This is a genomic window from Parasphingorhabdus sp. JC815 (genome assembly GCF_040717415.1).
In the GTDB taxonomy this organism is placed as follows: Bacteria; Pseudomonadota; Alphaproteobacteria; order Sphingomonadales; family Sphingomonadaceae; genus Parasphingorhabdus.
In genome coordinates this window covers 713,236-739,926 of record NZ_JBFEFM010000001.1, presented here as the reverse complement: position 1 = coordinate 739,926, position 26,691 = coordinate 713,236, and the positions used below count along the sequence as shown (strand labels likewise).

Here is a 26,691-nt window from a genome sequence, read left to right as displayed (position 1 = left end):
TCGAACAATGTTCAAGTCGGTTAAGGATTTTTTCCCAATCAATTTGCCATTTGTAATCAATTCGGCAACCAATTTAGCACAGATATACGCAAAACTCTTTATCCGACGCGAGCTGTCTCGCGCCGGATAAAATAAATTATTTCTTTGCAGCAGATTTCTTCGCCGCTGGTTTCTTGGCTGTCTTTTTCGCCGCAGGCTTCTTAGCTTTTGCTTCATCGGTCTCTTTTTCAGCAGACTTCTTTGCAGGAGCTTTTTTTGCTGTAGCTTTTTTAGCAGGAGCCTCTTTGTCAGCAGTCTTTTTGGTAGTTTCTTTCTTGGCTGCCGGTTTTTTCGCTGCTGCTTTTTTGGCTGGAGCCTTTTTCTTGGCTGGTTTTGATTCGGATTCGTCTTCGGCTTCGATTGCCGCTTCCAATTCTTCGCGGGTTACTGTTTTTTCAGTAATCTCAGCCTTGTCAAAAAGAAAATCCACAACCTTGTCTTCATACATGGGGGCACGAAGCTGGGCAGCTGCCATCTGATCCTGTTGAATATATTCGACGAAACGCTGGCGATCCTCTTCACGATATTGCTGTGCGGCTTGCTGAATCAGCATGGACATTTCCTGCTGGCTGACTTCCACACCATTGGCCTGACCAATTTCGGAAAGAAGCAGACCCAAGCGAACACGGCGGACGGCGATATCGCGATATTCGTCCTTTTCGTCCTCCATTTCTTTTTTTGCTTTTTCAGGATCTTCATCCTGAGCCGCTTCCTGTTCCAGCTGTTGCCAGATCTGGTTAAACTCGGCCTCTACCATTGAGGGGGGCACCTCAAAATCATGTGATTCTGCCAATTGATCCAGCAGCTTGCGCTTCATGTGAGTACGCGTCAAACCGTTAAGTTCCTGCTCAATTTGCCCTTTGAGCAACTCACGCAGTTGATCAATGCCTTCAAGACCCATGGATTTAGCCATTTCATCATCGGCTTTTGCTTCTTTTGCAGTCTGCACTTCCGCAACGACAACATCGAATGTCGCATCTTTGCCCTTTAGGCTTTCGACATTATAGTCTTCCGGGAAAGTCACTTTGACGAGAACTTCGTCATTGGCCTTTTTTCCGACCAGTTGATCTTCAAAACCGGGAATCAGGCGGCCAGAGCCAAGCTCGATCGCCATGCCCTCACCTTTGCCGCCATCAAATGGCACGCCATCAACCTTGCCTTCGAAATCAATCAAGCACTGGTCGCCAATTTTTGCTTTATGGCTTTTGGGTGCAGTCTCAAACTGTTTCTGGCTCTCTGCAAATTTCTGCAAAGATTCTTCCACTGTTTTTTCGTCCGCTTCCACACGCAGGCGTTCAAGTTTCAGGCCATCAACAGACGGAGTCGGCACATCCGGCAAGACTTCCAGTTCAACCTTAACTTCGGCGTCTTTACCAGCTTCATAGCCCTCACCAAGAGTAACGCTCGGCTGCATCGCAGGGCGAAGTTTATTGTCGGCAATAGTTTTTTCGACACTTTCTTGCACTGTGCTACTCAAAGCATCCTGCATCAGGGCATCATTGTGCATTTTTCGCACCAGATTAGCTGGAACCTTGCCTTTGCGGAAACCGGGCATGTTGACCTGCGGTGCCAGTTTCTTGACCTCATTATCGACGCGGGTTTCAATGTCCTTCGCGGTGATTTTGATGTCATAGGCCCGTTTAAGACCCTCGTTCAGCGTTTCAACAATCTGCATGATTACCCTTTAATGCCTTCATAATTTCTATTTCGACCAGTTTTCTTGTGTAGTGGTGCGGGCGAAGGGACTCGAACCCCCACACCCGAAGATACCAGAACCTAAATCTGGCGCGTCTACCAATTCCGCCACGCCCGCACGAGTTACACTTTCAAACAACTATCGAATTTTGATTGACGCGTGCGCCTAGCGGATCGTTACCAAAAGGGCAAGTCGCTTTGCGCTATCGCATCTCTATTTTAGCCAGCGTCACCGAGTGACTTTTTCAACAACTCATTCACTACCTGTGGATTGGCCTTGCCTTGCATCGCTTTCATCGTCTGACCAACAAAGAAACCGAACAGCTTGTCCTTGCCGCCGCGGTATTCAGCAACCTTGTCTTCATTTGAGGCCATGACATCGAGAATAACTTTCTCAATCGCGCCAGTATCAGATTCCTGCTTCAAGCCTTTCTCTTCAACAATTTTAGCTGCACCATCACCAGTTTCAAGCATTATTTCGAATACTTGCTTGGCAATTTTTCTTGAGATAGTGCCATCTGCAACCAATCCTAAAAGCTCAGATGCTTGCTGCGGCGAGACAGGGCTTTGTTCAATAGAAAGTCCCATTTTATTTAACGCACCAAATAGCTCGGACGTAAGCCAATTGGCAGCCGAGCTAGCAATTTTTTCCGGCTCGTCTGTTGTTTCTAATAATTGCTCAAACCATAATGCTGTTTCATGCTCTGCGGTCAGCACCGCTGCGTTATAGGCGCTGAGACCTAGAACATTTTTATAGCGCGCCCGCTTTTCATCAGGCAATTCTGGCAGGCTGGCTTTACAATCAAAGATAAAATCATCTTCAAGTTCCAGCGGCAACAGATCCGGATCAGGGAAATAACGGTAATCATGTGCGTCCTCTTTGGAGCGCATGGAACGTGTTTCATTTCTATCCGGATCAAACAGCCGTGTTTCCTGAACCACGTCCCCTCCGCTTTCAATGACGTCGACCTGACGCTGAGCTTCATATTCGACGACTTGCTGGATAAACCGCAGCGAGTTGACATTCTTTGTCTCTGTCCGAGTCCCCAGTTTATCGCCGGGTTTGCGGACGGAAACATTGACATCCGCACGCATGGAGCCTTGCTCCATATTACCATCACAACTGCCGACATAGCGCAGGATTGATCTTAGCTTCCGTACATAAGCTGCTGCTTCTTTGGGGGATGTCATATCCGGCTTGGACACTATTTCCATCAACGCAACACCGCAACGGTTCAGATCGACATAGCTCATAGTCGGATGCTGGTCGTGCATCAGCTTCCCGGCGTCCTGCTCGATATGGATGCGCTCCACACCTATTGTTTTGCCATGTGCGTCGGGATCTTTCTCATCGAGAGAGATTTCGATTTCCCCTTCCCCCACAATCGGGTGATAAAGCTGGGAAATCTGATAGCCCTGCGGGAGATCGGCGTAAAAATAGTTTTTGCGGTCGAAACGCGAATATTTGTTAATCTGAGCATTGATTGCAAGGCCGGTGCGAACCGCTTGCCGCACACATTCCTTGTTCAAAACCGGCAACATTCCCGGCATCGCGGCATCAACCAGACTGACCTGCGTGTTCGGTTCGGCGCCAAACTCTGTCGAAGCCCCGGAAAAAAGCTTGGCGTTAGAGGTAATCTGCGCGTGCACTTCAAGCCCGATTACGACCTCCCACTCACCGGTTGCACCCTGTATGCGATATGTTGATTCAGTCATTCTATATTCCCGTTAAGGCTGATGCTTTTTGAAGCATCCGCAACAATCCTTAAAGCGTCCTTCGATTTGTTCAGGACGAACGGATATCCTATCACCACCACTGCTCTGGTTTCGCAACAAAACCGGCACGTTCTTCCAATGCCAGACCGGCGTTAAGCACAGTCTGTTCATCGAGAGCTTTACCGATAAGTTGTAATCCCAGCGGAAGTCCCTGCCTGTCCAATCCTGCTGGTACTGACATCGCAGGCAAACCAGCCAAGCTGCTAGGAACGGTGAAAACATCGTTCAGGTACATGGCAAGCGGATCGTCGTTTTTCTCACCCAATCCAAAAGCTGCACTGGGCGCTGTGGGCGTTAGCAGCAGGTCACAGCTTTCCCATGTTTTGTCAAAGTCCTGTGCGATCAATGTCCGGACCTTTTGCGCCTGCGTGTAATAGGCGTCATAATAGCCGGCAGACAATACATAGGTGCCTATCATGATCCGGCGTTTTACCTCTGCTCCAAAACCGGATTCGCGGGTTGCAGCATACATATCCTGAAGCCCTGCCCCGTCCGGCAAGTCACGCATTCCGTAGCGTACACCGTCATAGCGTGCGAGATTGGATGATGCCTCTGCCGGTGCAATAATATAATAAGCGGGCAAAGCATATTTTGTGTGGGGCAAAGACACTTCAACAATATTCGCGCCAGCATCCTTAAGCCACTCAATGCCTTGCTGCCAAAGGGCATCTATTTCTGGCGGCATATTATCCACACGATATTCTTTTGGAATGCCGATACGTTTTCCCGTAAGATCACTATTCAAGGCAGCTTCCCATTCGGGAACCGGCAAATCGAGTGAAGTAGAATCTTTGGGATCAAAACCAGCCATTGCTTCTAACATGATAGCGCAATCACGCACATCATGAGCCATCGGTCCCGCCTGATCAAGTGAACTGGCAAATGCAATTGTGCCCCAGCGTGAGCAACGGCCATATGTTGGTTTGAAACCGGTAATCCCTACGAATGCAGCGGGTTGACGGATGGAGCCGCCAGTATCAGTGCCGGTTGCTGCCGGACAGATGCGACCGGATACAGCCGCAGCGCTACCGCCGGATGAGCCGCCGGGCGCAATGTCCACATTACTCCCGTCATTACGTCGCCATGGTGAAATAACATTACCAAAAGCACTGGTTTCGTTGGATGATCCCATTGCGAACTGATCCATATTCAGTTTGCCGAGCATACCTGCGCCTGCCTTGAACAGATTCGCCGAAACAGTGGATTCATATTGCGGTGTAAAACCGTCCAGGATCAGGCTGCCGGCTGTCGTCGCGACTCCGTTGGTACAAAACAGGTCTTTCATGCCAATCGGAACACCGGCCATTTTGCCGAGTGTTTCGCTCGCTGCTTTTGCTTTGTCGGTCGCATCTGCAGCCGCCAGCGCATGATCGGGTGTTTCAACCAGAACCGCGTTTAAGGGTTTTGCCGCGCTAACCCGCCCGATAAATGTCTCTGCGACTTCCCTGGCGGTAAAATCGCCTGATACGATACCACTGCGGATGCCCGCGATACCCAGTTCAAATATCTCTGCCATTATTCAATCACCTTCGGAACACCAAAGAAGCCATGTTCCGCTACCGGAGCATTGGCCAATATTTTGTCACGCATATTTCCGTCATTTACCACATCTTCACGGAGGCGTAATTTATTGGGGATCACAGCAGTAGTCGGCTCGACTTTGGAACAATCTACTTCTCCCAATTGCTCGACCCATCCCAAAATATTATTAAGCTCTGGTACCAGGGCATCTGTTTCGGCTTCTGTCACGGCAATGCGCGACAAACTTGCGATTTTTTTAACGGTTTCTCTATCGACTGACATATTTCATTCTTTATCGGTTCATTTTTTTTCGGGTATTAGTGCAGAATATTGTGTACGTCGCGCCGCTAGCACTGGCGCGAGGCTGCTTCAAGTTGAATGAGCGGTTTAGCCTATAATGGAGTAAAATAATTGGCGCGTAAGTTTCTTTATTTAGTCGCTACCCTTATCATTCTTTTCATCGCTGGAGCGTTTATACTTCGCATTTATGGCGAAGACTTGGCAGAGGTGGTTTTTGTACCAAGCATCGAGTTTCAGCCACAAAAAGTGCTGGAAGACAATGTCTATGCGGATATTTCCATGTGGTATGCACACCCCAATATCAAAAAGGGCAATCCGGCTCTTTGGTTACCCAAAGACGAGGAAACAGGCGCGCCTGCCTCAAATGACACTCAAGATGGTGTAAAGCTGAAAAAACTCGCATTTAATGGCAATCAACGCGCAGCAATATTTTTTGTCCATCCGACTTCCTTTATCAACAAAGAGAAGTGGAATGCTCCTTTGGGGCACAAAGAATCTGAAGACCGCGCAAAAATTTTTCTTCGTGGGCAGGCAAGTGCCTTTAATCATGTCGGCGATGTGTGGGCACCGCGGTACCGGCAAGCTACTCTTGGTGCATTCCTGACTGATAAGATAGAGGGGCAGCAAGCATTGGATGCCGCTTATCAGGATGTGCTACAGGCTTTTGACTATTTCATACGTGAAACTCCCGATGACCGCCCGATCATTTTAGCCGGACATAGCCAGGGTAGTTTGCATCTTACCAATGTGTTGAAAGACCGGATCGCCGGAACGCCGTTGGCTAACCGGATTGTTGCTGCTTATATTGTAGGATGGCCGGTTTCGGTAGAAGCTGATGTTCCTGCTCTAGGGATTGATGTGTGCGAGGAGGCCGATCAATACAATTGTCTGCTTAGCTGGGAAAGCTTCGCTGAACCTGCTGACTATGGCCGCATTATCGATGCGTATAACACAACTATCGGCTTTAATGGTGAGCCACGCAAAGATACTAAATTACTGTGTACCAATCCGGTAAATGGTGACATCAATTCCGCATCTTCTGCGGAACAAAATCTTGGTACATTGGTCCCTAATGGCGATCTGAGCGATGCACAGCTGATCAAAGGCGCTATTCCCGCACGATGCGATGATCAGGGATTCCTTCTTATCGGTGACCCTCCTGAAATGGGTCCATATACCCTGCCCGGCAATAATTATCACGTCTATGACTATAGTCTGTTCTGGAGTAATATTCGTGCAGATGTAATGAAAAGGATGTCGGCATTTCTCGCGCGATAATGACAGAAGATCGAAAGATATTTCGCTCGGCATTGCCCGATGGGGGCCGCTTGCTTGGGCTAGATGTCGGTACGAAAACAGTCGGCATGGCTCTATGCGATGCCCAATGGATGATCGCGACAGCGGCAGAGACAATAGAAAGACGGAAGTTTTCCAAAGATCTGGAACGAATCAAGACTGTCATAACCGAACAATTTATATCCGGGATTATCGTCGGCCTGCCGCTGAATCTGGACGGAAGCCAAAGTAAGCAAACACAGGCCGCCAAGTCCTTTGCCCAGAATTTACGTCCTCTTGGCCTGCCGATATTCCTTTGGGACGAGCGTTGGAGCACTCAGGCAGTTACGCGCGATCTGATTGCCGCTGATGTAAGCCGAAAACGGCGCAGCAAAGTAATTGATCAGATGGCTGCTGCCTATATTCTGCAAGGAGCGATTGACGGGCTTGCCGCAATAGAAACCTGACACTATAGGGCTGATTTTAATGACATCACAGCAAACAGGCTCGCCGTCCACCGCCGGACATCAGTTTCCAGCCGGATCGGACGCATTTCCACATCGTCATCTCTTGGGTCTCGCAGGGTTGCAACCCTGGGAGATATTATTTCTCTTGAAAGAGGCAGAGCAATGGGTCGACCTTAATCGCAAATCTATTAAACATTCGGGGCGGCTCGATGGCTTGACAGTCATTAATGCCTTTTTCGAAAATAGCACGCGTACGCTCCTTTCTTTCGAGATAGCGGGCAAACGGATGGGCGCCGATGTCGTCAATATGCATGCCGCGCAGTCGAGCATTAAAAAGGGTGAAACCCTGATTGATACAGCCGTAACTCTTAACGCTATGAGAGCCGATGCCATTGTCATCCGGCATAGTAGTTCCGGCGCTGTGCAGTTAATTGCGGATAAAGTGGATTGTCCTGTCCTGAACGCAGGGGATGGCAGTCATGAGCACCCGACTCAAGCATTGCTTGATGCCCTTACAATTCAGCGGCGCAAAGGTGATATCAGTGGCCTGACAGTTACTATTTGCGGTGATGTCATGCACAGCCGGGTTGCGCGGTCTAATATATACTGCCTGACCACATTGGGCGCCAAAGTCAGGGTTTGTTCGCCAACATCGCTATTACCCGAGGCGTTGGACCGTTTGAATGTGACTGCTTTTTCAAATTTTAATGAAGCGCTTGACGGGGCAGACGTTGTCATGATGCTGAGGCTACAAAACGAACGTATGAACGGTGATTTCATACCTAGCCCAAGGGAGTTCCATCATCTCTATGGTTTAACTAGAGAGCGTCTCGCACTAGCGAAACCCGACGCTCTGGTCATGCATCCAGGGCCGATGAACCGTGGAGTAGAAATTAGCAGTGATATTGCTGATGATGTCGAACGATCTGCGATCACAGAACAAGTAGAGATGGGTGTCGCAGTCAGGATGGCTTGCCTTGAGGTTCTGACGCGCCGGTCCCGCGGCGTGGAGGGATGGACATGAAACAGATATTTACCAATGCACAGGTTATCGCTCCCGGACATGATATGGCCCAGCCTCTGAACTTGGCGATTGATAGCGGCCATATCACCGGTATTGGCAGCGAAGCGCCATCACCGGATCAGAAAATTATTGATTGTAAAGGTGCTATTCTGGCTCCGGGAATTATTGATCTGGCAGTTTTTGCGATTGATAAGCCCGCTTTTCATTTTGGCGGGATTACCCGTGCAGCTCTCATGCCCGATCGGTCGCCCGTGCTGGATTTGCCCGCGATGATCAAGCATAATGCTTCTGAAGGAAAGCCTGATCTATGGTCCCACCCGCTTGCTGCTGCGACGAAAGGACTGAAAGGCATCGAACTGGCAGAAATCGGTTTAATGAAAGAAGCAGGTGCGCGCGCTGTAGCAACGGGCAGAAGCTGGATCGCAGACAGCGGGATCATGCTTAAGCTACTTCATTATTGCCGGTCGCTCGATATGCCAGTGGTCGTACATAGCGAAGATAGCGGCCTTACAGCAGGCGCGGTGGCAACCTCTGGCGAGACCGCCACCCGCTTAGGGCTATCGAGCGCACCGGCAAGTGCGGAGGCATTGTCTATTGCCCGTGATATTGCCTTGGTAAGGGAAAGCGGCGCACATGTTCATTTTCGGCAGGTTACTACCACACAGGGATTAAGTTTGATTCGTTCAGCCAAAGCAGAAGGCTTGCCGGTAACATGCGGTATTACTCCAGCGCATTTATTCCTGTCCGAGATCGCAATTAGTGATTTTAGAACCTTTGCAAAAATGTCGCCGCCTTTGCGGAGTGAAGAAGACCGGCAAAGCTGTCTGGAAGCAATTCAAGACGGCACAATTGATGTCATTTCTTCTGGTCATGATCCCCGCGGTCCCGAAGGAAAACGGTTACCTTTCGCAGAAGCTGATACTGGTATGGCAGGCGCGGAGACTTTACTGGCCCTATCGCTAAACCTGGTGCGGGACGGACTACTAAATATGGACCGTTTGTTCGATTTACTGTCGGCTAATCCCGCAAAAATTTTAGGGGTTAATGCCGGACAAATCGTCAAAGGGCGTGAAGCGGATCTGATATTGGTTGATGCAGAAAAGCCTTGGCAGATTGATGCTCGCAGGATGGCAGCTTCTGCGGGCAACACTCCCTTTGACAAATTACCAGTCCAAGGCCGGGTAATCGCTATTTATAAGGGCGGAAAAGCACTGTAGCTTTCCTCGCCCTTATATAATCCTATCGTGATGCAAATTCCGTTGGCGCCCTGTCATCTATACGCTTGGGTTGAGTCTTGCTGTATTTACGTACAAAGCAACCATCGCCATTCGCTTTGATACCCTGACATAAATCTCTCGCTGACTGTTGATTGGCGAAACCAACAGCCGACAAGCGATAAAGTGTTTTTCCGTTTAGCGAGATTGTTGTGCTTGTGTGCTGGAATGCGGCCAGTGATTTATGCTTCGATGATAAAATAGACCATGCGCGTTTTACGTTTTCTGGCGAAGAATACGCCCCTACTTGCACAAGATACTCTCCGTTGGAGATCAAAGTTTTCTGCGGAGCATAGGCAATATTTTTAATCACAGCTTTAGCCGGAGCAGCTTTTTTATTTGGTATATTTATATCCTCTTGCATTGCAGCAGAGCCATTTGCAGGAACAGTCACTTTAGTAACCAGAGTGTTTTTCTCTTCTGTTAGAAAAGCCTTTTTCGACTCCATGCCGGATTCATAGTCAGCTATACTTGGCGCAGGATCACTATCAAAATTAGCAATTTCACGACTATAATCCTCTGCCGGCGTTAAAGCGGCTGCCGCTGGCATGACAGGTGCAACGTTCAATGCCAATCGAACGGGCTGACCTGGATCATGGATAGCAGGCTTAACATTCAAAATAGAAGCCACACGCATTTCATAAGCCCCGGGGCGAGCCATTTGCGCCCATTGCATGATTCGTTTGTCAACATTGGCGGGAGCCATGTCTTGTGACGCCAACAGCTTGGCTTCCCTCCATCGACCATCCAAAGCATAAGCCAACCCTAGATTTTGACGGGTCCGACCTGAAACATCGGAGGCACGAATAGCTTGTTCCAGTACAGCAATCGCAGCTTCGCTATCTCCAGCCAAAGCCAAAGCCAGGCCATAATCAGCCGTTGGGATATATTGACGGTTATTTTCGACCAATTGCTTGGCTTTATTCGCCTTACCTTGTGCGAGCTGCGCTAAGCTCAGGCTCAAAATTGTGCGGGCATCATGTCTGCCCAGATCCATTGAATCCAGAAAACTGCGCTCTGCAGAATGAAACCGACCAGCAGCCAGATAGGTTTGACCGAGCAGTGCCCGTGTGTTCGGATCATTTCCAACTGCTGCAACGGAACGCTCTGCGTAAGCAATCGCATTCTCAACATTGCCCTTTTCAAGCGCTCTTTCTGCCTTTGCTGCATATCTTGCGGCATGTTTGGGCGACACAGGCGCGCTGGATGCAGATGTGGTAGAACTACTTCCAAGTGAACTACAACCTGTCATGGTCGCAGAAATGACCATCGTGGAAGCGGCCAGTTTCAGTATCATATCGCGTTTCATATCAATGCCCTCGCAACTATATTCAATCTCATACGCTCAAACTTTGCCGCGTGACGGAATACGCTCTGCCAAGCCATCCAGTTCAGGGATGGTTTTCAAATATTCATCTAGCGCTCTGGTTACCAATTGCTGTGCAGAAGAGTTTTCTACCGCTGTAGCCAACCGCAGCTTAAGATGTCTCTCTGCGTCCAAACGAAGCGTAAACGCAATTTTGGCTTTACGTGTCCGCGATTTTTGTGCTGGCCGGCGGATTTTGGCAGATGGCTTGGTTTTGGTAACTTTTTTGCGCGGAACCAATACATCACCAGTACTGGCATTTTCTGCGCTAATTGGAGATTCCCCTACGGACGGTACTTCCTTCGGAATCGACCGAAGAACAGGAGCAGCTTGTTGTGGATCAACTGGATGTAACTCCTCTTCAGTGGAAGCTGCGGTTTTTTCATTCTCAGCCGTGGTCTGATTATCTCGCGGTGGTTGCAGGCTCAGTTTAGCCGCAATTTCTTCTTGCTGTTTACGTACCGCTGGAACAACTTCCGGAATTGCTCCGGCTAACGGGTTATATTGATATTGCCCTGTATCCTCCGATCCCTGCATTCCGGAATGGGGCATGTCATGGTCGGGATTTGTATCATATCCCATATCATTCCAACCCAGATCCTCATTCTCATCATCAGAATAGGCAGGGAATGCCATTCCCTGACGCCGCATGGCGGGTTTTGCACCGCCTTTGCGAGCCAATAGAGATGATGACAGGGAGGCCAATGGCTTAGGTTCGCTCATATTTTCTGCTCCTACCCTTTAAGATCCGAAAACCCGGCGGCCAAAATTACCTCCGGAACGCTGAATGCCGACATTCGCCGTCGGAGCCATGCCAGGGGATGAGAATACGGTTCGGCGGAAATTTTTTTCCAACCGATCAGATATATAACCCCAAAGCTGTTGGATTTCCTGCGAAGACCGTCCTTTAGGATCAACCTCCATAACTGTACGCCCGTCAATCATTGAGCCAGCAAAATCTGTGCGGTGGTGAACAGTTACGGGTGCTACGGTGCCATGTTGAGACAATGCAACTGCCGCTTCCGAAGTAATCTTTGCTTTTGGTGTCGCGCCATTGACGACAAATAAAAGCGGTTTTCCAGCACGCTCACATAGGTCGACAGTCGCACCTACGGCGCGCAAATCATGCGGACTGGGACGCGTCGGAATAACAATTAACTCAGCGACCGAGATCACTGATTGAATTGCCATTGTAATAGCTGGCGGAGTATCAATAACAGCGAGTTTAAAACCCTGTTGTCGCAAGATAGCAAGATCATTGGCAAGACGGGACACAGTGGTTTGGGCGAAAGCCGGTAATTCCGCTTCGCGCTCGTTCCACCAGTCGGCCAAAGAACCCTGAGGGTCGATATCAATCAATACTACCGGGCCAGCGCCTGCTAGTTGGGCCTGTACGGCCAAATGCCCTGACAATGTTGTTTTGCCAGAACCACCTTTTTGGGATGCCATTGCTAGAACTCGCACTCTATTCCCCTTAGTCTTTTCGCTGATATTTTCGGACGTCTGAAATTAATTCATCGTCTTCTCTGACAGAACAGCTCTAAAATAGGGTTAACAAGTGAGCAGTGTTTTTTCAGTCAAGCCGCGCCGTACTTGAAAGGACATGGAGCCTGATAGCCTTCGATAGATTTTCGGTTCTGGGAACCATAATTATCCCTATACCCGCATTTGCGATATTGATCATGGTTACCAAATATTTGTTAATTGCCATTAAGAGCTAATTACGGATAAGATGCATCTTACAAATATGCAGAAAAAAGGCCTAATTGTATGGGAAATATCAAATTGGCACATCGCCTGCTAACCACTTTCGCCGTGCTCGGACTAACATCACCGGCATTGGCTGATGTTAAGGATGGCGTAGATTTCTGGAGCCGCGGTGATTATAATGCTGCAGTTGCCGAATGGCAGGGCCTTGCTAACGCAGGTGATGCAGACGCGCAGTTTAATATGGGGCAAGCTTACAAACTTGGCCGAGGCGTGCCGATGGATTTGGCCAAAGCCGAACAATATTATAAAAGCGCTGCGGATCAGGGACATTTACAGGCCAGTGACAATTACGGACTGATTCTTTTTCAGAATCAGCGACGCAAAGAGGCTTTGCCCTATCTGCAAGCTTCCGCCAACCGCGGTGAGCCACGGGCGCAATATGTACTGGGCACAGGTTATTTCAACGGTGATTTTGTCGAAAAAGACTGGGTCAAAGCCTATGCCTTTATAACACGTGCTTCTGCGGCAGGCCTATCGCAAGCTACATCTAACATGGCTCAGATGGACAAGCATATTCCGCTGGATCAAAGACGGCGCGGCATTAAACTTGCGAGCCAGATGGAGAAAAGTGAAAGACAGACTCTTACCGCTCAAGTCGGTGGCTTACGCCCCGCAGCATCGACTGGTGCAATTCAAACAGCGGATGTACCGGCTTCACAAACTGTAACACCAGCACCCACATCTCCCTCTGAAACGTCTAGCCAGCTTGGAGCAGCGCCAGAGACAATAAAAGCAAAACCTGCGAAACCTGCAAAACCAGCGGTTACTGCGTCTGCTACAAAGCCGGCTACGAAGCTAAGTACAAAATCCGCTCAGGGCCGACCAACAACAGAAGGCAAATGGCGCGTACAATTAGGTGCATTCAGTGATAAAAAAAGGGCTGAGGCACTTTGGGAAGTCCTTGGAAAAAAAGTAGCCGCTCTCAACGGTCTACAATCCTATTTGGTTAAAGCCGGGTCCATTACTCGCCTACAAACCGGTCCGTTTGCTACGAAGGCTCAAGCTAGCGATATTTGCACCAAGGTTAAAGCTTCCGGCAACGATTGTATTGTAAAATCGCGCTGACAGTTTCTGACCAGAGGTTAACCTTTTACCCATTCGCTCGCCCCAATGCCCTGAATATAAAGTAAAGCGGTCAGGTCATTGTGGCTGATAGCTGCATCTGCGGCTTCAGCTGCTTTTGGTTTGGCATGATAGGCAACGCCCATGCCCGCCAATGCAATCATCGGAATATCATTTGCGCCATCTCCAACAGCCAAACATTGGTCGAGCGAAAGTCCGGCGGCTTGAGCGCTTTGTTCAAGCAATTCTGCTTTTCGTTCTGCGTCAACAACATTGCCGTTCAATTTACCGGTCAAACGACTATCTGCTTCTGCCAGAATATTCGCTTCTGCCATAGCAAATCCTATATCCCGTGCGACGGGGTCGGCAAATCTGGTAAAACCACCTGAAACCAATATAGTTTTTGCCCCGCGTGCAGCCATAGTCTGCACCAATATTTTTGCGCCGGGCATGATTTGGACTTTTTCATCAAGACATTGATCAATCGCAGAGAGTTCTAGTCCGGCAAGTAAAGCCACCCTGCCCCGCAATGCTTCTTCAAAATCCAGTTCGCCTAACATGGCTTGTTCGGTAATTTCAGCAATCTGCTCTTTGATACCAGCATAGCTTGCCAGTTCATCAATACATTCTACCGTGATCATTGTACTGTCCATATCGGATATGAGCAGCTTTTTTTCCCGATTGGTTGCAGATTGAACCACATAGTCAGTCTTTGCGCCCTCAAATTTTAGAGCTTGGCGCGCTGTTGCCAAATCACCGTTAAAATAAATATCAGCGGCTTTGCCATCAATAATGTCGCCAATCCGGCTAATTTCAGCACCTGAATCAGTCAACCGGTCTGCAGCCGAACTTAATTCTCCCTTTTTCAGTTGATCTGCTGCTATTAATGTAGCGATGAGCATAAATTCTCCAAAAGATAACAAGTCTAAACAGTTTAATGATGTCGTATTAATCGTTGGGCCAACGGCTAGCGGCAAGTCCGCATTGGCATTGCAACTTGCAAAAAAGCAACCCTCTGTAATCATCAATGCCGACAGTGCACAGGTTTATTCCGACCTGCGTATATTGAGCGCAAGACCTAGCAAACAAGAAATGGCAGGCATAGACCACCGGCTTTACGGTTATATAGATGGAGCGGAAACTTGTTCTGCTGCTCGCTGGGCAAGGGATGCAAAAAGCGAGATTGCAGCCGCACATGCGAATGATATTTTGCCTATTATGGTTGGCGGCACCGGACTTTATGTCCGAACATTGCTCAATGGGATTGCTCCGATCCCGAAAATCGATCCTGTCGTGCGGGCGCAGGTACGGGAATTGGATGTAAGCAAGGCCTATTCCTCTTTGGAAACAGAAGACCCGGTATCGGCGGAGCGATTAAATCCTCGCGATGTAAGCCGGATAATGCGCGCACTTGAAGTTGTACGGTCCTCTGGCAAGCCGATGCATCATTGGCATGCCCGTTTGAGTGGCGGTATTGCAGATGAGATCAGCTTGCGACCATTAGTCTTATTGCCGCCGCGAGAGTGGTTATACGAGCGGTGTGATCGTCGCTTTCAAATGATGCTTGCTGAAGGGGCGATGGATGAAGTGGAGACACTCATGGATAGAAACCTTCCGGAGGCTTGTCCGGTCATGCGGGCGATAGGTGTGCGGGAGATCCGCGCGTTGATCAAGGGAGAAATCACTCAGGAAGCGGCGCAGTCACAGGCGATGGCAGCCACACGCCAATATGCCAAACGGCAATATACCTGGTTCCGGAATCAGTGCCCCATAGATTGGCCACACTATAACATGGTAATAAATGACGATAATATTCTAGATATTGTTATATAATTACAAAATTGATGCTTGACACAACATATATAAATATGTAGCGCGCCGAGTTCGAGTGGATGTTGCTCATTGCCTTGCAGTGCAGCATCGCCTATTAAACGCCCGCCCTTCATGGGTGAACTGGGTAAATTTGTGATAATGGAGCTTAAAGTGGCCGAGAAAAGCGGTGCAGAGATATTGGTTCAAACCCTGCTTGATCTGGGTGTAGATACCGTATTCGGTTATCCCGGTGGTGCTGTGCTGCCAATTTACGACGCACTTTATAAGCATAACCAGATCAAACATGTACTGGTCCGGCACGAACAAGCTGCGACGCATGCTGCTGAAGGATATGCGCGCTCTACTGGCAAGCCGGGCGTTGTGCTGGTCACATCCGGCCCCGGTGCGACCAATGCGGTTACAGGTATAACCGATGCGTTGATGGACTCCATACCGATGATTGTTCTCACCGGACAGGTTGCAACCAATCTGATCGGCTCCGATGCCTTTCAGGAAGCGGATACTATCGGCATTACGCGCCACTGCACAAAGCATAATTATCTGGTCAAAAAGCCCGAAGATCTTGCCGATGTTCTGACTGAAGCATTCCACATCGCGGTAAATGGCCGCCCTGGCCCGGTTGTCGTCGACATCCCGAAAAACGTGCAGGTCGCGGAAGCCGAGTTTAGCGCCCATAGAAAGTTAAAAAACACACGTTATCGGCCACAGGTTGACGGCGAATTCAAAGCCGTGAACGAAGCTGCTGAAATGATAATGCAGGCCAAAGCACCTGTTCTGTATACAGGCGGCGGCATTATCAATAGCGGCCCGAAAGCCAGCAAGACTCTGCGCGAATTGGCCGAATTACTGGGTGCGCCGGTGACATCAACGCTTATGGGCCTTGGTGCTTTTCCGGCATCGTCCGATCAATGGCTTGGTATGCTTGGCATGCACGGAACATTTGAAGCCAATATGGCAATGAACCGCGCCGATCTTATTGTATGCCTCGGCGCGCGCTTTGATGACCGTATTACGGGACGGATTGACGCTTTCTCTCCGAACAGTAAAAAAATACATGTCGATATTGACCGGTCGTCGATCAACAAGACAATCCGCGTTGACCTTCCGGTTATAGGCGATGTTGGCCGCGTGATGGAGCAATTGCTCGCCGTATTGAAAGGCCGTAAATTCAAAGAACCCGACTATGAGGAATGGTGGGCGCGGATCAAGGGCTGGCGCGCGACCAACTGTCTTGCTTATCCCGACAGCAAAACCGAAATCATGCCGCAAGAGGCCATTCGCAAATTGTGGGAAGCCACGCATGAACGTAACCCGATCATCACGACAGAAGTCGGACAGCACCAGATGTGGGCGGCCCAGCATTTTGATTTCGAGCAGCCCAACAAATGGCTGACCAGCGGCGGACTTGGCACCATGGGCTATGGCCTGCCCGCGGCGATTGGTGCACAATTGGGCAATCCCGATGCACTGGTTATCGACATTGCCGGTGAAGCCTCGATCCAGATGAATATTCAGGAACTGGGCACGGCGAGCCAATATCGCCTTCCTGTAAAGATTTTCATTCTGAATAATCAATATATGGGCATGGTCCGTCAATGGCAGGAACTGACCTATGAAAGCCGCTATTCAAACAGCTATTCCGAAAGCCTTCCCGACTTCATCAGACTGGCGGAAAGCTATGGCTGGACCGGAATATTGATTGAAAGCCCTGATGATCTGGACGCGGGAATCACGAAAATGATCGAAACTGATGGCCCGGTACTGGTTGATTGCCGGGTTGCACAACTGGCTAATTGTTTCCCGATGATCCCATCCGGCGCAGCGCATACCGAAATGCTTTTGTCGGAAAAGGATGTGAAGGGAACGATGGACGATAACGCAAAGGCGCTTGTTTAATGCATATTAACGAAGAACAGGTTGAACGCCATGTGCTTGCGGTTCTGGTCGATAATGAGGCCGGAATATTAGCGCGTATTGCAGGCATGTTTACAGCTCGCGGTTATAATATCGAAAGCCTGACCGTAGCTGATATCAGCGCCGATCATGCGATTAGCCGAATCACGATAGCAACCTCTGGTCCGCCCCATGTCATTGAACAGATCATCGCTCAGCTTGATCGGCTGGTGCCGGTCCATACCGTTCGTGACCTGACCGAATCCGGCCCTCATGTCCAGCGGGAACTGGCGCTTGTCAAAGTGGCCGGCAAAGGGGATATCCGCATAGAAGCCATGCGGCTTGCCGATATCTATCGCGCGCGGGTTGTGGATGCTACGACCGAAAGTTTCGTGTTCGAAATTACCGGCGCGCCTGGTAAAATTGAAACCTTCATAAGCCTGATGCGCGAAGTCGGGCTGGTTGAGGTTGGCCGCACCGGAGTCGTTGCTATTGGACGGGGTCCGGATATCGCTTAAAATTTGTCGATTACATTATTCAATCACTCGTCATGCCGGACTTGTTCCGGCATCCAAAGCGTCATTCACTGACTGGCAGATCCCGAATAAAGTTCAGGGTGGCGAAAAATACTGGAGAAAGAAAATGAAAGTTTATTACGACGCAGATGCCGATCTTGGCCTTATCAAAGACAAAAAGATCGCCATTGTCGGCTATGGTAGTCAAGGCCATGCCCATGCACAGAATCTGCGTGACAGCGGCGTAAAAGAAGTCGCCATTGCTCTGCGCGCCGGTTCTGCGACTGCGAAGAAAGCTGAAGCTGCCGGATTTGCTGTTAAAACCAATGCCGAAGCAGCTGCATGGGCCGATATTGTCATGATCCTTGCTCCCGACGAGCATCAGGCCGCAATTTATGCCGATGACCTGCACGACAACATGAAACAAGGCGCTGCTCTCGCTTTTGCCCATGGCCTCAATGTCCACTTTGGCTTGATCGAGGCGCGTGCCGATCTTGACGTTATGATGATCGCTCCCAAAGGCCCCGGCCACACGGTTCGTAGCGAATATCAGCGCGGCGGCGGTGTCCCCTGCCTTATCGCTATTGATCGCGATGTTTCGGGCAATGCCCATGATGTTGCGCTGGCCTATGCGTCCGGTGTTGGCGGCGGTCGCAGCGGCATCATTGAAACCAATTTCCGCGAAGAATGCGAAACCGACCTGTTTGGCGAGCAAGCTGTTCTGTGCGGCGGAATCACCCATTTGATCCAAGCCGGTTTTGAAACCCTGACCGAAGCTGGCTACGCTCCGGAAATGGCGTATTTCGAATGTCTGCACGAAACCAAGCTGATCGTCGATCTGCTGTATGAAGGCGGAATTGCCAACATGCGCTATTCCATCTCTAACACAGCGGAATATGGCGATATTACAAGCGGCCCTCGCGTTATTACCAGCGAAACAAAAGCTGAAATGAAGCGTATTTTGGCTGACATTCAATCTGGCCGCTTTGTCAAAAACTTCGTTCTCGACAACCGTGCAGGTCAGCCGGAATTGAAAGCTGCCCGCAAGATTGCCGAAGCGCATCCGATCGAGAAAACCGGCGCAGAGCTTCGTGCAATGATGCCATGGATCGGTGCCAACAAACTGGTCGACAAAGAAAAGAACTAAAGCGTTACGGAGCCGCGCAGCTATGGGAGCATAGTGGCGCGGCTCCTGCTTTTGGAATGACTGGTTCCATTGCCAAAAAAATATATCTAGCTGGTTGATTTTTGCGCCCCAACGGATATGAGTGTCTGCGATGACACGTATCTCGACCCTTGAGCTACTACGACTTATGCGCCCTTAGGCGTACCTGAGCTGCTGCGCGACCGCGGCTGCATCCGTCTAAGGGTTATTTTCGAAAAAATTGAAATTTACAGGCATTTTGCGCTTTGCGTGACCTTGCTTGCAGCATAAGAGTATTATCATGCATCCTAATCCATCACAAAAATATCGTCCCTTTGGCCAGATTGATTTGCCCAATCGCCAATGGCCCTCCCGCACAATAACACAGGCTCCGCGCTGGCTCTCCACCGATCTGCGCGATGGCAATCAGGCGCTGATCGATCCCATGGACGCGCACAAGAAACAGCGGTTTTTTGATCTGCTCGTAAAAATGGGGATCAAGGAGATTGAGGTCGGTTTCCCTTCTGCTGGCGCGACCGATTTTGACTTTATTTCGGGATTGGTGAAATCCGGCAATATTCCCGATGATGTTATGGTTCAGGTACTGACCCAATCTCGCCGCGATCTGATTGAAACCAGTTTTGCCAGTCTGGAAGGGGCCAAACAGGCGATTGTCCATCTGTATAATGCTGTGTCTCCGGCGTGGCGCGAAGTTGTTTTCAAACTTGATAAAGAAGGCGTGAAGGATATTGCCAAGCAAGGCGCGACTATTTTGCGCGAACAGGCGGAAAAATATCCTGATACCGACTGGCATTTTGAATATTCGCCCGAAACATTCTCGACCGCTGAAATTGATTTCAGTCTGGAAGTGTCCGAAGCGGTCATTGATATTCTGGAACCAACAGCCGAAAAGCCGTTGATCCTGAACCTGCCAGCCACGGTTGAGGCATCAACGCCCAATATCTATGCCGACCAGATTGAGTGGATCTGCAATAATATCAGCAAGCGCGACCATGTTGTGATCAGTCTTCACCCGCATAATGACCGCGGATCTGGAATTGCGGCGGCGGAGCTTGGCCTGATGGCTGGCGGCGACCGTATTGAGGGCTGTCTGTTCGGCAATGGCGAGCGGACGGGCAATGTGGATTTGGTGACATTGGGCCTTAATATGTACACGCAAGGCGTTGATCCGAAGATTGATTTTTCCAATATGGATGAAATTGTCAGCACCGTTGAATATTGCAACCAATTGCCTGTTCCGGCTCGCCATCCCTATGCTGGTGAACTGGTCTTTACCGCATTCTCCGGCTCGCATCAGGACGCGATCAAAAAAGGATTCGCTGCACAGGAACAGCGTAACGACGACCTGTGGAATGTGCCCTATCTGCCGATTGATCCACGCGATATTGGCCGTGATTATGAAGCGGTAATCCGGGTTAACAGCCAATCCGGTAAAGGTGGCATCGCTTGGATATTGGAACAGGATCAGGGCTTGAAATTGCCCAAACGTCTGCAAGCCAATTTCAGCCGGACTGTCCAGGAGCTGGCAGATCAGACAAGCCGCGAATTGTCATCCGAAGATATTTGGGATGCGTTTCAGAAACGCTATCATCTGGACGGCAGTGGTAAATATAGTCTGATTGATTATCAGGAAAGCCAGACTGGTACCGAGCGTATCTTTGTCGGCAAAGTGAAAGGCCCGGACGGCGAGATTTCGGTTAGTGGCCGCGGCAATGGCCTTATTTCAAGCGTTGTAGACGCCCTCTCCTCTTCGTTGGGTGTATCCTTGGAAATCATGGATTATCAGGAACATGCGCTCGGTTCGGGTAAAGATGCAAAAGCCGCGACCTATGTCGAATGTAAAACCGGCGATGGCCGTGAATTTTATGGTGTTGGCATCAACAGCGATGTCGCCACAGCATCGGTCGAAGCATTATTAAGTGCGGTCAACCGGATATAGGCATAGCTTTTTAAGCAACCGATTAAAATAAGAGTGGAATCCGTCAGCGCATCGGTTATGGCGGATTACACATTTTTGAAACGGGAAATCTATGACCTTACCAGCCATATTTGATAATCTTCGCTTGCCATTAATCGGATCGCCGCTTTTCATTGTATCCGGCCCTGAACTAGTCATTGCCCAATGTAAGGCTGGTATTGTCGGTTCTTTCCCCGCGCTTAATGCACGGCCACAATCCCTGCTTGATGAATGGTTTCACCAGATCACTGAGGAGCTGGCCGCATGGAACCGGGATAATCCGGACAAGCCGGCAGCGCCATTTGCAGTGAACCAGATTGTTCACAAATCCAATGATCGTCTGGATCAGGACATGGCAACCTGTGAAAAATGGAAGGTGCCGCTGATCATCACGTCATTGGGCGCTATCGAGGATTTGAACTCCGCTGTTCATAGCTGGGGCGGAATTACGATGCATGATGTTATCAATGACCGCTTTGCCCACAAGGCGATTGAAAAAGGAGCCGACGGCCTGATTCCGGTGGCGGCTGGCGCTGGCGGACATGCCGGAACGCTTTCTCCTTTTGCTCTGATGCAGGAAATTCGCCAATGGTTTGACGGTCCGGTTGCCCTGTCCGGTGCAATTGGCTGCGGTGCATCAATTCTTGGCGCACAGGCGATGGGCGCTGACCTTGGTTATATGGGCTCTGCATTTATTGCGACCAAAGAAGCCAATGCCGACCAAGGATATAAAGAGGGAATCGTTGAAGGTCGTGCAGGTGACATTGTTTATTCCGACCTGTTTACCGGTGTCAGCGGCAACTATTTGCGCCAGTCAATTGAAAATGCTGGGCTTGATCCCGACAATCTTCCGCAGGGTGATTATAAAACCATGAACTTTGGTTCTGGCGGAAATACGGAAAAGAAAGCCTGGAAAGATATATGGGGCTGTGGTCAAGGCGTGGGTGCCGTTGACGAAGTGGTTTCGGTACAGGAAATGGTCGACCGTCTGACAACAGAATATCGTGAGGCGCGGGACAGCTTGAAAATGCGGTCCGATTATTGAGCAGGGCAAACTCTCTGCTCAAGCAGTATCAATATTATAACTAATACAGCTTAAACGGGGGGGGGACTACATTTCCCCCCGTTCACGGCGGATTGCAAACCATTTCGCGACATTGGCATTATGCTCTTCGAGCGTTTTTGCGAAAATATGCCCGCCCTTGCCATCTGCAACAAAGTAAAGATAATCACTTTTTACCGGATCGAGAACAGCTTCAATAGAAGCGCGCCCCGGATTGGCAATTGGGCCTTTCGGCAAACCGACCATCGCATAAGTATTATAGTCATTTACAGCCGCGATTTCGGACCGGCGTATTCGCCGACCCAATGGTTTGCCCTTGGTAATCGGATAAATAATCGTCGGATCTGCCTGAAGCATCATATTGCGCCGGATCCGGTTACTATAAACGGCTGCCACTGTTCTCCGCTCGCTGGCGATAGCGGTTTCTTTTTCAACAATCGCAGCCAGAATTATCGCCTCTTCCGGAGTTTTTACCACAGATTCAGCCGTTTTTTTCGGCCAGAGTTCTGCGATTGTATCCTTCATAGCCTGTTGCATCCGCCCGACAACGTCCGCGCGCTTTTCTCCGCGTTCAAAACTATAGCTATCAGGTAAAATCGAACCTTCTTCGGGAACCGGAATATCTCCGGTCAATAATTTTTCCGCCATCAGCGTTTCATGTACCATGATCGAAGGCATCCCTTCAGGCACGGTTATCAGGCGCTGAATAGTTTTACCGCTTTGCAACAGCGCCAATATATTCGCGTTGCTTGCTCCAGCGGGAACCAAAAACTCACCGGCTTTGATCGGTTCGGAACTTCCCAGAATTTTGGCGCGATTCAAAAAGCTGTCCGCTGATTTAATCGCGCCTTCTTCCTCAAGGAGTTTGGCCGCTAGGCCAAGGGTTGCTCCCCGGTTAATAATAATCTCGGTATCATTTTCCAATGGCCCGCTAGCATTCCAGCCATAAAGGAAGTTAGCCGCAAAAACGGCAAAGATGACAGCCCCGACTATGAGGACCAGGCAACCGAGGCGCCGCATGGCGGGATTATAAAGCTTTTACAATGATACTGGCATTGGTTCCGCCAAAACCGAAACTGTTGCTAAGCACTGCTTTCACTTCGCGTTTTCTGGCGACATGAGGAACCAGATCAACGCCCTCACAGCTTTCTTCAGGATCATCGAGGTTCAATGTCGGCGGGACAATTTGATCCCGCATCGCGAGAATTGAGAAAATCGCCTCTACAGCGCCTGCTCCGCCAAGCAGGTGCCCGATCGCGGATTTCGTCGAGCTCATCGACATGGTTTTGATATCATCACCGAATAAACGGCGTACTGCGGCCAGCTCCAGAACATCGGCCATGGTCGATGTGCCATGCGCGTTGACATAATCAATGTCTGCGGTGCTGAGACCAGAGCGTTTCAGCGCCATTTCCATTGACCGATATGCGCCAACACCATCGGGATGCGGCGCGGTAACATGATGCGCGTCGCCTGAGAGGCCATAGCCGACAACTTCGCCATAAATATTCGCGCCGCGTGCTTTGGCATGTTCATATTCTTCGAGCACAACCACACCGGCACCCTCACCCATAACAAAACCATCGCGGTTTTTGTCATAGGGTCTGGAGGCGGCTTGCGGATTATCATTATTAGTGGACAGTGCCTTTGCCTGAGCAAAGCCGGCAATGCCGATCGGACAAATCGTCGCTTCCGCACCACCAGCCAACATCACGTCGGCATCATCCAGCGCAATCATACGCGCAGCATCACCGATACTATGAGCACCAGTGGAACAGGCCGTAACAACCGCGTGATTAGGCCCCATCAAACCATATTTGATCGAAACCTGACCGGAAATCAGATTGATCAAGCGCCCATGAACAAAATGCGGGCTAACCCGGCCCGGTCCGCGTTCATGAAGAACGAGAGATTCTTTTTCAATTCCCGGCAATCCGCCAATACCTGAGCCAATTGAGCAGCCTGTGCGTAGCTTGTCCTCGTCACTCATTTCGGTAAGGCCGGCATCTTCCAATGCCTGTCCGGCGGCATCAATGCCGTAAACAATGAATGGGTCGACCTGACGCTGAACCTTGTGATCAACGCGTTTATCAGGGTCAAAACCATATTCATGGTCTGTCGGTTTCACTTCACAGGCAATACGGCATTTTTGATCGGAGGCATCAAATCGCGTAATTGGTCCGGCACCGGATTTTGAAGCTAGAATATTCTTCCAGCTTGTTTCCACATCTCCGCCCAAAGGCGTTACCAGTCCTAGTCCGGTCACCACAACACGACGCATGCTATACTCCTTTTATCGGGTCTGCCTCGACCCTAATTCCTTCAGCCCTAATTTAAAAGCGGCTCCCGGTTCAGGAAATACTTCCCAGGCCGGTGAGCCGCTTTAAAGTTATTTAGCGTTCATTGGCCCCGGAATGCTGCCTTTCATAGGGGCCGCATTCCAAAATCAATTAACCTTTGTTTTTATTTATGAAATCAATCGCATCTTTAACAGTAGCGATTTTTTCCGCTGCATCGTCAGGAATTTCAACGCTGAATTCTTCTTCGAAAGCCATTACCAGCTCAACAATATCGAGGCTGTCAGCGCCCAGATCATCGATGAATGCTGCCTCTTCGGTCACTTTGTCGGCTTCTACGCCAAGGTGTTCAACAACAATCTTTTTTACGCGGTCTGCAGTCTCACTCATGAGAGTTCCTTCTTCTTTGATATTAATTTCCATTTTGTCCTACTGGCATGAAGCCCTGCTTGCAAGAGGGGACGCGCAGCTTTGTGCATCATATAATATGAATGATGGCACGTGCCACTATCAGATATTTTCATTTACCAACCCCGCCATACTGGCGGCTATCGGCAAAAGCAAACAGGCAGGGGCAGTAAGACCCGAATATTCACTGACTATTCCTGAATTACAGATGATTAAGCCTGCTTAGCTAATCATTGCCATTCCGCCATTAACATGCAGGGTTTGGCCTGTGACATAGGATGCCTCGTTACTGGCAAGATAGGTAACGGCAGCGCCAATATCATCGCCTGTTCCCATTTTCCCAGCAGGAATCTTGCGATTGATTTCATCTTTTTGCGCGTCGGTCAGCGCGTCGGTCATCGGCGTGGCAATAAACCCGGGCGCTACACAGTTCACGGTTATACCACGCGAAGCGACTTCTTGAGCCAATGCTTTGGACATGCCGACCAAACCGGCTTTGGAGGCGACATAATTAACCTGCCCCGGATTGCCGGTAGCCCCGACCACCGAAGTGATCGAAATTATCCGTCCGTGACGTGCTTTCATCATGGGACGTGTCGCGGCGCGGACAAGGCGGAAAGCGGATTCCAGGTTGACATTCATCACATCAGACCAGTCTTCATCGGACATCCGCATGATCAAACCATCGCGTGTAATTCCGGCGTTATTGACCAATATATCAAGCTTGCCGAGCTTTTTAATCACATCAGGAACAAGTTCATCCACTTGCTGGGCATCGGAAAGGTCGCACGGAGCAATGACATGCCCGTCGCCTTCCAGTTCCGAAATCATTTCTGTCAGCGCGAGCTTGCGTGTGCCGGACAAAGCTACTGTTGCGCCGCGACCGGCTAATGATTTGGCAATGGCAGAACCAATTCCGCCGGATGCACCCGTTACCAGCGCGGTCATTCCTGTGAGATCAAACATTTTTGTTCCTGTCTATAAAATCAGAATAGAAAGTCAGAAGATAGTTGGAGAGAATGGCTAAATAGAAGCCAAAAAGCTGTCGATATCGTCCCTTGAGATCAGGCTCTTCGTTTCGACTTCTTTATTAATCCGCTTTACCATGCCGCCAAGCACTTTACCGCCAAATTCGACAAATTGCTCTACACCCGCTTCGGAAAGATTGATTACAGATTCGCGCCAGCGGACAGTTCCCGTCACCTGATCAACCAGCAACCGTCGTATTTCATCGGTGTCACTAACCATATCAGCAGTAACATTGGCAAAAAGCGGAACCGAAGGCGGCAGAATATTTGCCTCATCCAGCGCCTCTTCCATGGCCTCCGCCGCTGGCTGCATCAACGAACAATGAAACGGCGCGGAAACCGGCAGAAGAATACCGCGTTTTATCTCATGCTCTTTTACCAAGGCGATCGCGCGTTCTATTGCAGCCATATGTCCTGATATGACCACTTGTGTCGGGTCATTATCATTGGCGATAGTGCAGACATCACCTTGAGCCGCAGAATTTGCTAAGCTGGAGGCTTTCTTTTTATCCGCGCCCAGCAACGCCGCCATGCCGCCTTCACCCACAGGCACAGCTTTTTGCATGGATTGACCGCGTAATTTCAGCAATTGCGCCGTCGTTGTCAGGTCAAATGCTCCGGCAGCACATAGTGCTGTATATTCCCCCAGGCTGTGCCCCGCGACATAAGTGCAAAGATCTTCAAGCGACTTTCCGCCTTCTTTTTCCATGACCCGTAATGTTGCAATTGCGTTGGCCATGATTGCCGGTTGTGCATTTTCGGTAAGGGTAAGCTCGTCCTCCGGGCCTTCGCACATCAGCTTGAACAGATTTTGTTCCAGTGCGTGATCGACTTCCTGAAACACTTCGCGCGCTGTGCTGCTGGACTCGGCCAGTGCTTTGCCCATGCCAACCGCCTGACTGCCCTGCCCCGGAAAAATAAATGCCCTCATGTCGATCCTTTACCGATTTATTGATCTGTAGA

At 49.8% G+C, this 26,691-nt stretch carries 25 protein-coding genes and 1 tRNA gene; 12 read left to right on the top strand and 14 right to left on the bottom strand.

Going from position 1 to position 26,691, the window contains the following annotated elements; genetic code table 11:
• Positions 1 to 136 precede the first annotated feature (136 nt).
• The 5 genes from tig to gatC all read right to left on the bottom strand — a co-directional run bounded on the left by tig (position 137) and on the right by gatC (position 5,313).
• Entirely contained in the window at positions 137 to 1,714 is a 1,578-nt protein-coding gene (gene tig, locus AB1K62_RS03530; RefSeq protein ID WP_367001294.1) for a trigger factor, read from the bottom strand.
• A 53-nt stretch (positions 1,715 to 1,767) separates the two neighbouring features.
• Positions 1,768 to 1,852 (bottom strand) — tRNA-Leu (locus AB1K62_RS03525).
• 101 nt (positions 1,853 to 1,953) lie between these two features.
• A complete protein-coding gene (gatB, locus tag AB1K62_RS03520; RefSeq protein WP_367001291.1) occupies positions 1,954 to 3,450 on the bottom strand; it encodes an Asp-tRNA(Asn)/Glu-tRNA(Gln) amidotransferase subunit GatB in 1,497 nt (498 codons plus the stop codon).
• 91 nt (positions 3,451 to 3,541) lie between these two features.
• Positions 3,542 to 5,026: an Asp-tRNA(Asn)/Glu-tRNA(Gln) amidotransferase subunit GatA gene (gene gatA, locus AB1K62_RS03515; protein ID WP_367001290.1), complete on the bottom strand. Its 1,485-nt coding sequence runs from the start codon at positions 5,024 to 5,026 to the stop codon at positions 3,542 to 3,544.
• A complete protein-coding gene (gene gatC, locus AB1K62_RS03510) occupies positions 5,026 to 5,313 on the bottom strand; it encodes an Asp-tRNA(Asn)/Glu-tRNA(Gln) amidotransferase subunit GatC (protein WP_367001289.1) in 288 nt (95 codons plus the stop codon). Before gatC ends, gatA begins: the two co-directional genes overlap by 1 nt.
• A gap of 129 nt (positions 5,314 to 5,442) precedes the next feature.
• Here gatC and AB1K62_RS03505 point away from each other — a divergent pair, with 129 nt between their 5' ends.
• The 4 genes from AB1K62_RS03505 to AB1K62_RS03490 are packed head-to-tail and all read left to right on the top strand — an operon-like array spanning position 5,443 to position 9,314.
• Positions 5,443 to 6,609 carry a DUF3089 domain-containing protein gene (locus tag AB1K62_RS03505; RefSeq protein WP_367001287.1) on the top strand — a complete coding sequence of 389 codons (1,167 nt, stop codon included), beginning with the start codon at positions 5,443 to 5,445 and terminating at the stop codon, positions 6,607 to 6,609.
• Positions 6,609 to 7,073, top strand: a complete 465-nt coding sequence (ruvX, locus tag AB1K62_RS03500) for a Holliday junction resolvase RuvX (RefSeq protein WP_367001285.1) — start codon at positions 6,609 to 6,611, stop codon at positions 7,071 to 7,073. The genes AB1K62_RS03505 and ruvX overlap by 1 nt, the downstream gene beginning before the upstream one ends.
• A gap of 19 nt (positions 7,074 to 7,092) precedes the next feature.
• The gene (locus AB1K62_RS03495) at positions 7,093 to 8,097 is read left to right on the top strand and encodes an aspartate carbamoyltransferase catalytic subunit (protein ID WP_367001284.1); all 1,005 of its coding nucleotides are present in this window, start codon (positions 7,093 to 7,095) and stop codon (positions 8,095 to 8,097) included.
• Positions 8,088 to 9,314 carry a dihydroorotase gene (locus AB1K62_RS03490; protein ID WP_367001282.1) on the top strand — a complete coding sequence of 409 codons (1,227 nt, stop codon included), beginning with the start codon at positions 8,088 to 8,090 and terminating at the stop codon, positions 9,312 to 9,314. The genes AB1K62_RS03495 and AB1K62_RS03490 overlap by 10 nt, the downstream gene beginning before the upstream one ends.
• Before the next feature lie 22 nt (positions 9,315 to 9,336).
• Here the strand turns inward: AB1K62_RS03490 and AB1K62_RS03485 are convergent, their stop codons facing one another.
• Genes AB1K62_RS03485 through AB1K62_RS03475 form a run of 3 tightly spaced genes read right to left on the bottom strand, consistent with a single transcriptional unit; the run spans position 9,337 to position 12,201 of the window.
• Positions 9,337 to 10,680 carry an SPOR domain-containing protein gene (locus AB1K62_RS03485; RefSeq protein WP_367001281.1) on the bottom strand — a complete coding sequence of 448 codons (1,344 nt, stop codon included), beginning with the start codon at positions 10,678 to 10,680 and terminating at the stop codon, positions 9,337 to 9,339.
• Positions 10,681 to 10,716: 36 nt separating this feature from the next.
• A complete protein-coding gene (locus AB1K62_RS03480; protein WP_367001279.1) occupies positions 10,717 to 11,460 on the bottom strand; it encodes a hypothetical protein in 744 nt (247 codons plus the stop codon).
• 18 nt (positions 11,461 to 11,478) lie between these two features.
• Positions 11,479 to 12,201, bottom strand: coding sequence for a ParA family protein (locus AB1K62_RS03475; protein ID WP_367001277.1), 723 nt, complete (start codon positions 12,199 to 12,201; stop codon positions 11,479 to 11,481).
• A 306-nt stretch (positions 12,202 to 12,507) separates the two neighbouring features.
• On the opposite strand from AB1K62_RS03475, the gene AB1K62_RS03470 reads away from it, so the two are divergent.
• A complete protein-coding gene (locus tag AB1K62_RS03470; RefSeq protein ID WP_367001276.1) occupies positions 12,508 to 13,572 on the top strand; it encodes an SPOR domain-containing protein in 1,065 nt (354 codons plus the stop codon).
• Between the two features lie 17 nt (positions 13,573 to 13,589).
• Here the strand turns inward: AB1K62_RS03470 and serB are convergent, their stop codons facing one another.
• Positions 13,590 to 14,471 (bottom strand): phosphoserine phosphatase SerB, encoded by an 882-nt coding sequence (gene serB, locus AB1K62_RS03465; protein WP_367001274.1) that lies wholly within the window; start codon positions 14,469 to 14,471, stop codon positions 13,590 to 13,592.
• Between serB and miaA the strand changes: the two genes are divergently transcribed.
• From miaA to AB1K62_RS03435, 6 genes are all read left to right on the top strand, one after another.
• On the top strand, positions 14,464 to 15,402 hold the full coding sequence (miaA, locus tag AB1K62_RS03460; protein ID WP_367001272.1) for a tRNA (adenosine(37)-N6)-dimethylallyltransferase MiaA: 939 nt from the start codon (positions 14,464 to 14,466) through the stop codon (positions 15,400 to 15,402). The two genes, serB and miaA, sit on opposite strands and share 8 nt — an antisense overlap.
• 150 nt (positions 15,403 to 15,552) lie before the next feature.
• The gene (locus AB1K62_RS03455) at positions 15,553 to 17,298 is read left to right on the top strand and encodes an acetolactate synthase 3 large subunit (protein WP_367002054.1); all 1,746 of its coding nucleotides are present in this window, start codon (positions 15,553 to 15,555) and stop codon (positions 17,296 to 17,298) included.
• Complete coding sequence (gene ilvN, locus AB1K62_RS03450) at positions 17,298 to 17,813, top strand: acetolactate synthase small subunit (RefSeq protein ID WP_367001270.1); 516 nt, start codon at positions 17,298 to 17,300, stop codon at positions 17,811 to 17,813. The genes AB1K62_RS03455 and ilvN overlap by 1 nt, the downstream gene beginning before the upstream one ends.
• A gap of 124 nt (positions 17,814 to 17,937) precedes the next feature.
• Positions 17,938 to 18,957 carry a ketol-acid reductoisomerase gene (ilvC, locus tag AB1K62_RS03445; protein WP_367001268.1) on the top strand — a complete coding sequence of 340 codons (1,020 nt, stop codon included), beginning with the start codon at positions 17,938 to 17,940 and terminating at the stop codon, positions 18,955 to 18,957.
• Positions 18,958 to 19,252: 295 nt separating this feature from the next.
• Complete coding sequence (leuA, locus tag AB1K62_RS03440; protein WP_367002053.1) at positions 19,253 to 20,914, top strand: 2-isopropylmalate synthase; 1,662 nt, start codon at positions 19,253 to 19,255, stop codon at positions 20,912 to 20,914.
• A 91-nt stretch (positions 20,915 to 21,005) separates the two neighbouring features.
• Entirely contained in the window at positions 21,006 to 21,977 is a 972-nt protein-coding gene (locus AB1K62_RS03435; protein ID WP_367001266.1) for a nitronate monooxygenase family protein, read from the top strand.
• A 66-nt stretch (positions 21,978 to 22,043) separates the two neighbouring features.
• On the opposite strand, the gene mltG is transcribed toward AB1K62_RS03435, so the two are convergent.
• The 3 genes from mltG to AB1K62_RS03420 all read right to left on the bottom strand — a co-directional run bounded on the left by mltG (position 22,044) and on the right by AB1K62_RS03420 (position 24,682).
• On the bottom strand, positions 22,044 to 23,015 hold the full coding sequence (mltG, locus tag AB1K62_RS03430) for an endolytic transglycosylase MltG (protein ID WP_367001263.1): 972 nt from the start codon (positions 23,013 to 23,015) through the stop codon (positions 22,044 to 22,046).
• Between the two features lie 7 nt (positions 23,016 to 23,022).
• Positions 23,023 to 24,276, bottom strand: a complete 1,254-nt coding sequence (gene fabF, locus AB1K62_RS03425) for a beta-ketoacyl-ACP synthase II (protein ID WP_367001261.1) — start codon at positions 24,274 to 24,276, stop codon at positions 23,023 to 23,025.
• A gap of 169 nt (positions 24,277 to 24,445) precedes the next feature.
• Positions 24,446 to 24,682, bottom strand: a complete 237-nt coding sequence (locus AB1K62_RS03420; RefSeq protein WP_367002052.1) for an acyl carrier protein — start codon at positions 24,680 to 24,682, stop codon at positions 24,446 to 24,448.
• Between the two features lie 97 nt (positions 24,683 to 24,779).
• Between AB1K62_RS03420 and AB1K62_RS03415 the strand changes: the two genes are divergently transcribed.
• Complete coding sequence (locus AB1K62_RS03415; protein ID WP_367001260.1) at positions 24,780 to 24,926, top strand: hypothetical protein; 147 nt, start codon at positions 24,780 to 24,782, stop codon at positions 24,924 to 24,926.
• On the opposite strand, the gene fabG is transcribed toward AB1K62_RS03415, so the two are convergent.
• Together fabG and fabD are read right to left on the bottom strand one after the other, a co-directional pair.
• Positions 24,923 to 25,666, bottom strand: a complete 744-nt coding sequence (gene fabG / locus AB1K62_RS03410) for a 3-oxoacyl-[acyl-carrier-protein] reductase (RefSeq protein ID WP_367001258.1) — start codon at positions 25,664 to 25,666, stop codon at positions 24,923 to 24,925. The genes AB1K62_RS03415 and fabG overlap by 4 nt on opposite strands.
• A gap of 57 nt (positions 25,667 to 25,723) precedes the next feature.
• Positions 25,724 to 26,659, bottom strand: a complete 936-nt coding sequence (fabD, locus tag AB1K62_RS03405; protein WP_367001256.1) for an ACP S-malonyltransferase — start codon at positions 26,657 to 26,659, stop codon at positions 25,724 to 25,726.
• Positions 26,660 to 26,691: the final 32 nt, after the last annotated feature.

Bases quoted from the DNA above. Each gene is read 5' to 3' on its own strand.
- AB1K62_RS03415 (WP_367001260.1), top strand. From the start codon at position 24,780: ATGAATGATGGCACGTGCCACTATCAGATATTTTCATTTACCAACCCC.
- AB1K62_RS03490 (WP_367001282.1), top strand. From the start codon at position 8,088: ATGGACATGAAACAGATATTTACCAATGCACAGGTTATCGCTCCCGGA.
- ilvC (WP_367001268.1), top strand. From the start codon at position 17,938: ATGAAAGTTTATTACGACGCAGATGCCGATCTTGGCCTTATCAAAGAC.
- gatC (WP_367001289.1), bottom strand. From the start codon at position 5,313: ATGTCAGTCGATAGAGAAACCGTTAAAAAAATCGCAAGTTTGTCGCGC.
- AB1K62_RS03435 (WP_367001266.1), top strand. From the start codon at position 21,006: ATGACCTTACCAGCCATATTTGATAATCTTCGCTTGCCATTAATCGGA.
- AB1K62_RS03420 (WP_367002052.1), bottom strand. From the start codon at position 24,682: ATGAGTGAGACTGCAGACCGCGTAAAAAAGATTGTTGTTGAACACCTT.
- fabF (WP_367001261.1), bottom strand. From the start codon at position 24,276: ATGCGTCGTGTTGTGGTGACCGGACTAGGACTGGTAACGCCTTTGGGC.
- serB (WP_367001274.1), bottom strand. From the start codon at position 14,471: ATGCTCATCGCTACATTAATAGCAGCAGATCAACTGAAAAAGGGAGAA.
- AB1K62_RS03495 (WP_367001284.1), top strand. From the start codon at position 7,093: ATGACATCACAGCAAACAGGCTCGCCGTCCACCGCCGGACATCAGTTT.
- AB1K62_RS03470 (WP_367001276.1), top strand. From the start codon at position 12,508: ATGGGAAATATCAAATTGGCACATCGCCTGCTAACCACTTTCGCCGTG.
- gatA (WP_367001290.1), bottom strand. From the start codon at position 5,026: ATGGCAGAGATATTTGAACTGGGTATCGCGGGCATCCGCAGTGGTATC.
- ilvN (WP_367001270.1), top strand. From the start codon at position 17,298: ATGCATATTAACGAAGAACAGGTTGAACGCCATGTGCTTGCGGTTCTG.
- tig (WP_367001294.1), bottom strand. From the start codon at position 1,714: ATGCAGATTGTTGAAACGCTGAACGAGGGTCTTAAACGGGCCTATGAC.
- fabD (WP_367001256.1), bottom strand. From the start codon at position 26,659: ATGAGGGCATTTATTTTTCCGGGGCAGGGCAGTCAGGCGGTTGGCATG.
- mltG (WP_367001263.1), bottom strand. From the start codon at position 23,015: ATGCGGCGCCTCGGTTGCCTGGTCCTCATAGTCGGGGCTGTCATCTTT.
- AB1K62_RS03480 (WP_367001279.1), bottom strand. From the start codon at position 11,460: ATGAGCGAACCTAAGCCATTGGCCTCCCTGTCATCATCTCTATTGGCT.
- gatB (WP_367001291.1), bottom strand. From the start codon at position 3,450: ATGACTGAATCAACATATCGCATACAGGGTGCAACCGGTGAGTGGGAG.
- miaA (WP_367001272.1), top strand. From the start codon at position 14,464: ATGAGCATAAATTCTCCAAAAGATAACAAGTCTAAACAGTTTAATGAT.
- ruvX (WP_367001285.1), top strand. From the start codon at position 6,609: ATGACAGAAGATCGAAAGATATTTCGCTCGGCATTGCCCGATGGGGGC.
- AB1K62_RS03485 (WP_367001281.1), bottom strand. From the start codon at position 10,680: ATGAAACGCGATATGATACTGAAACTGGCCGCTTCCACGATGGTCATT.
- fabG (WP_367001258.1), bottom strand. From the start codon at position 25,666: ATGTTTGATCTCACAGGAATGACCGCGCTGGTAACGGGTGCATCCGGC.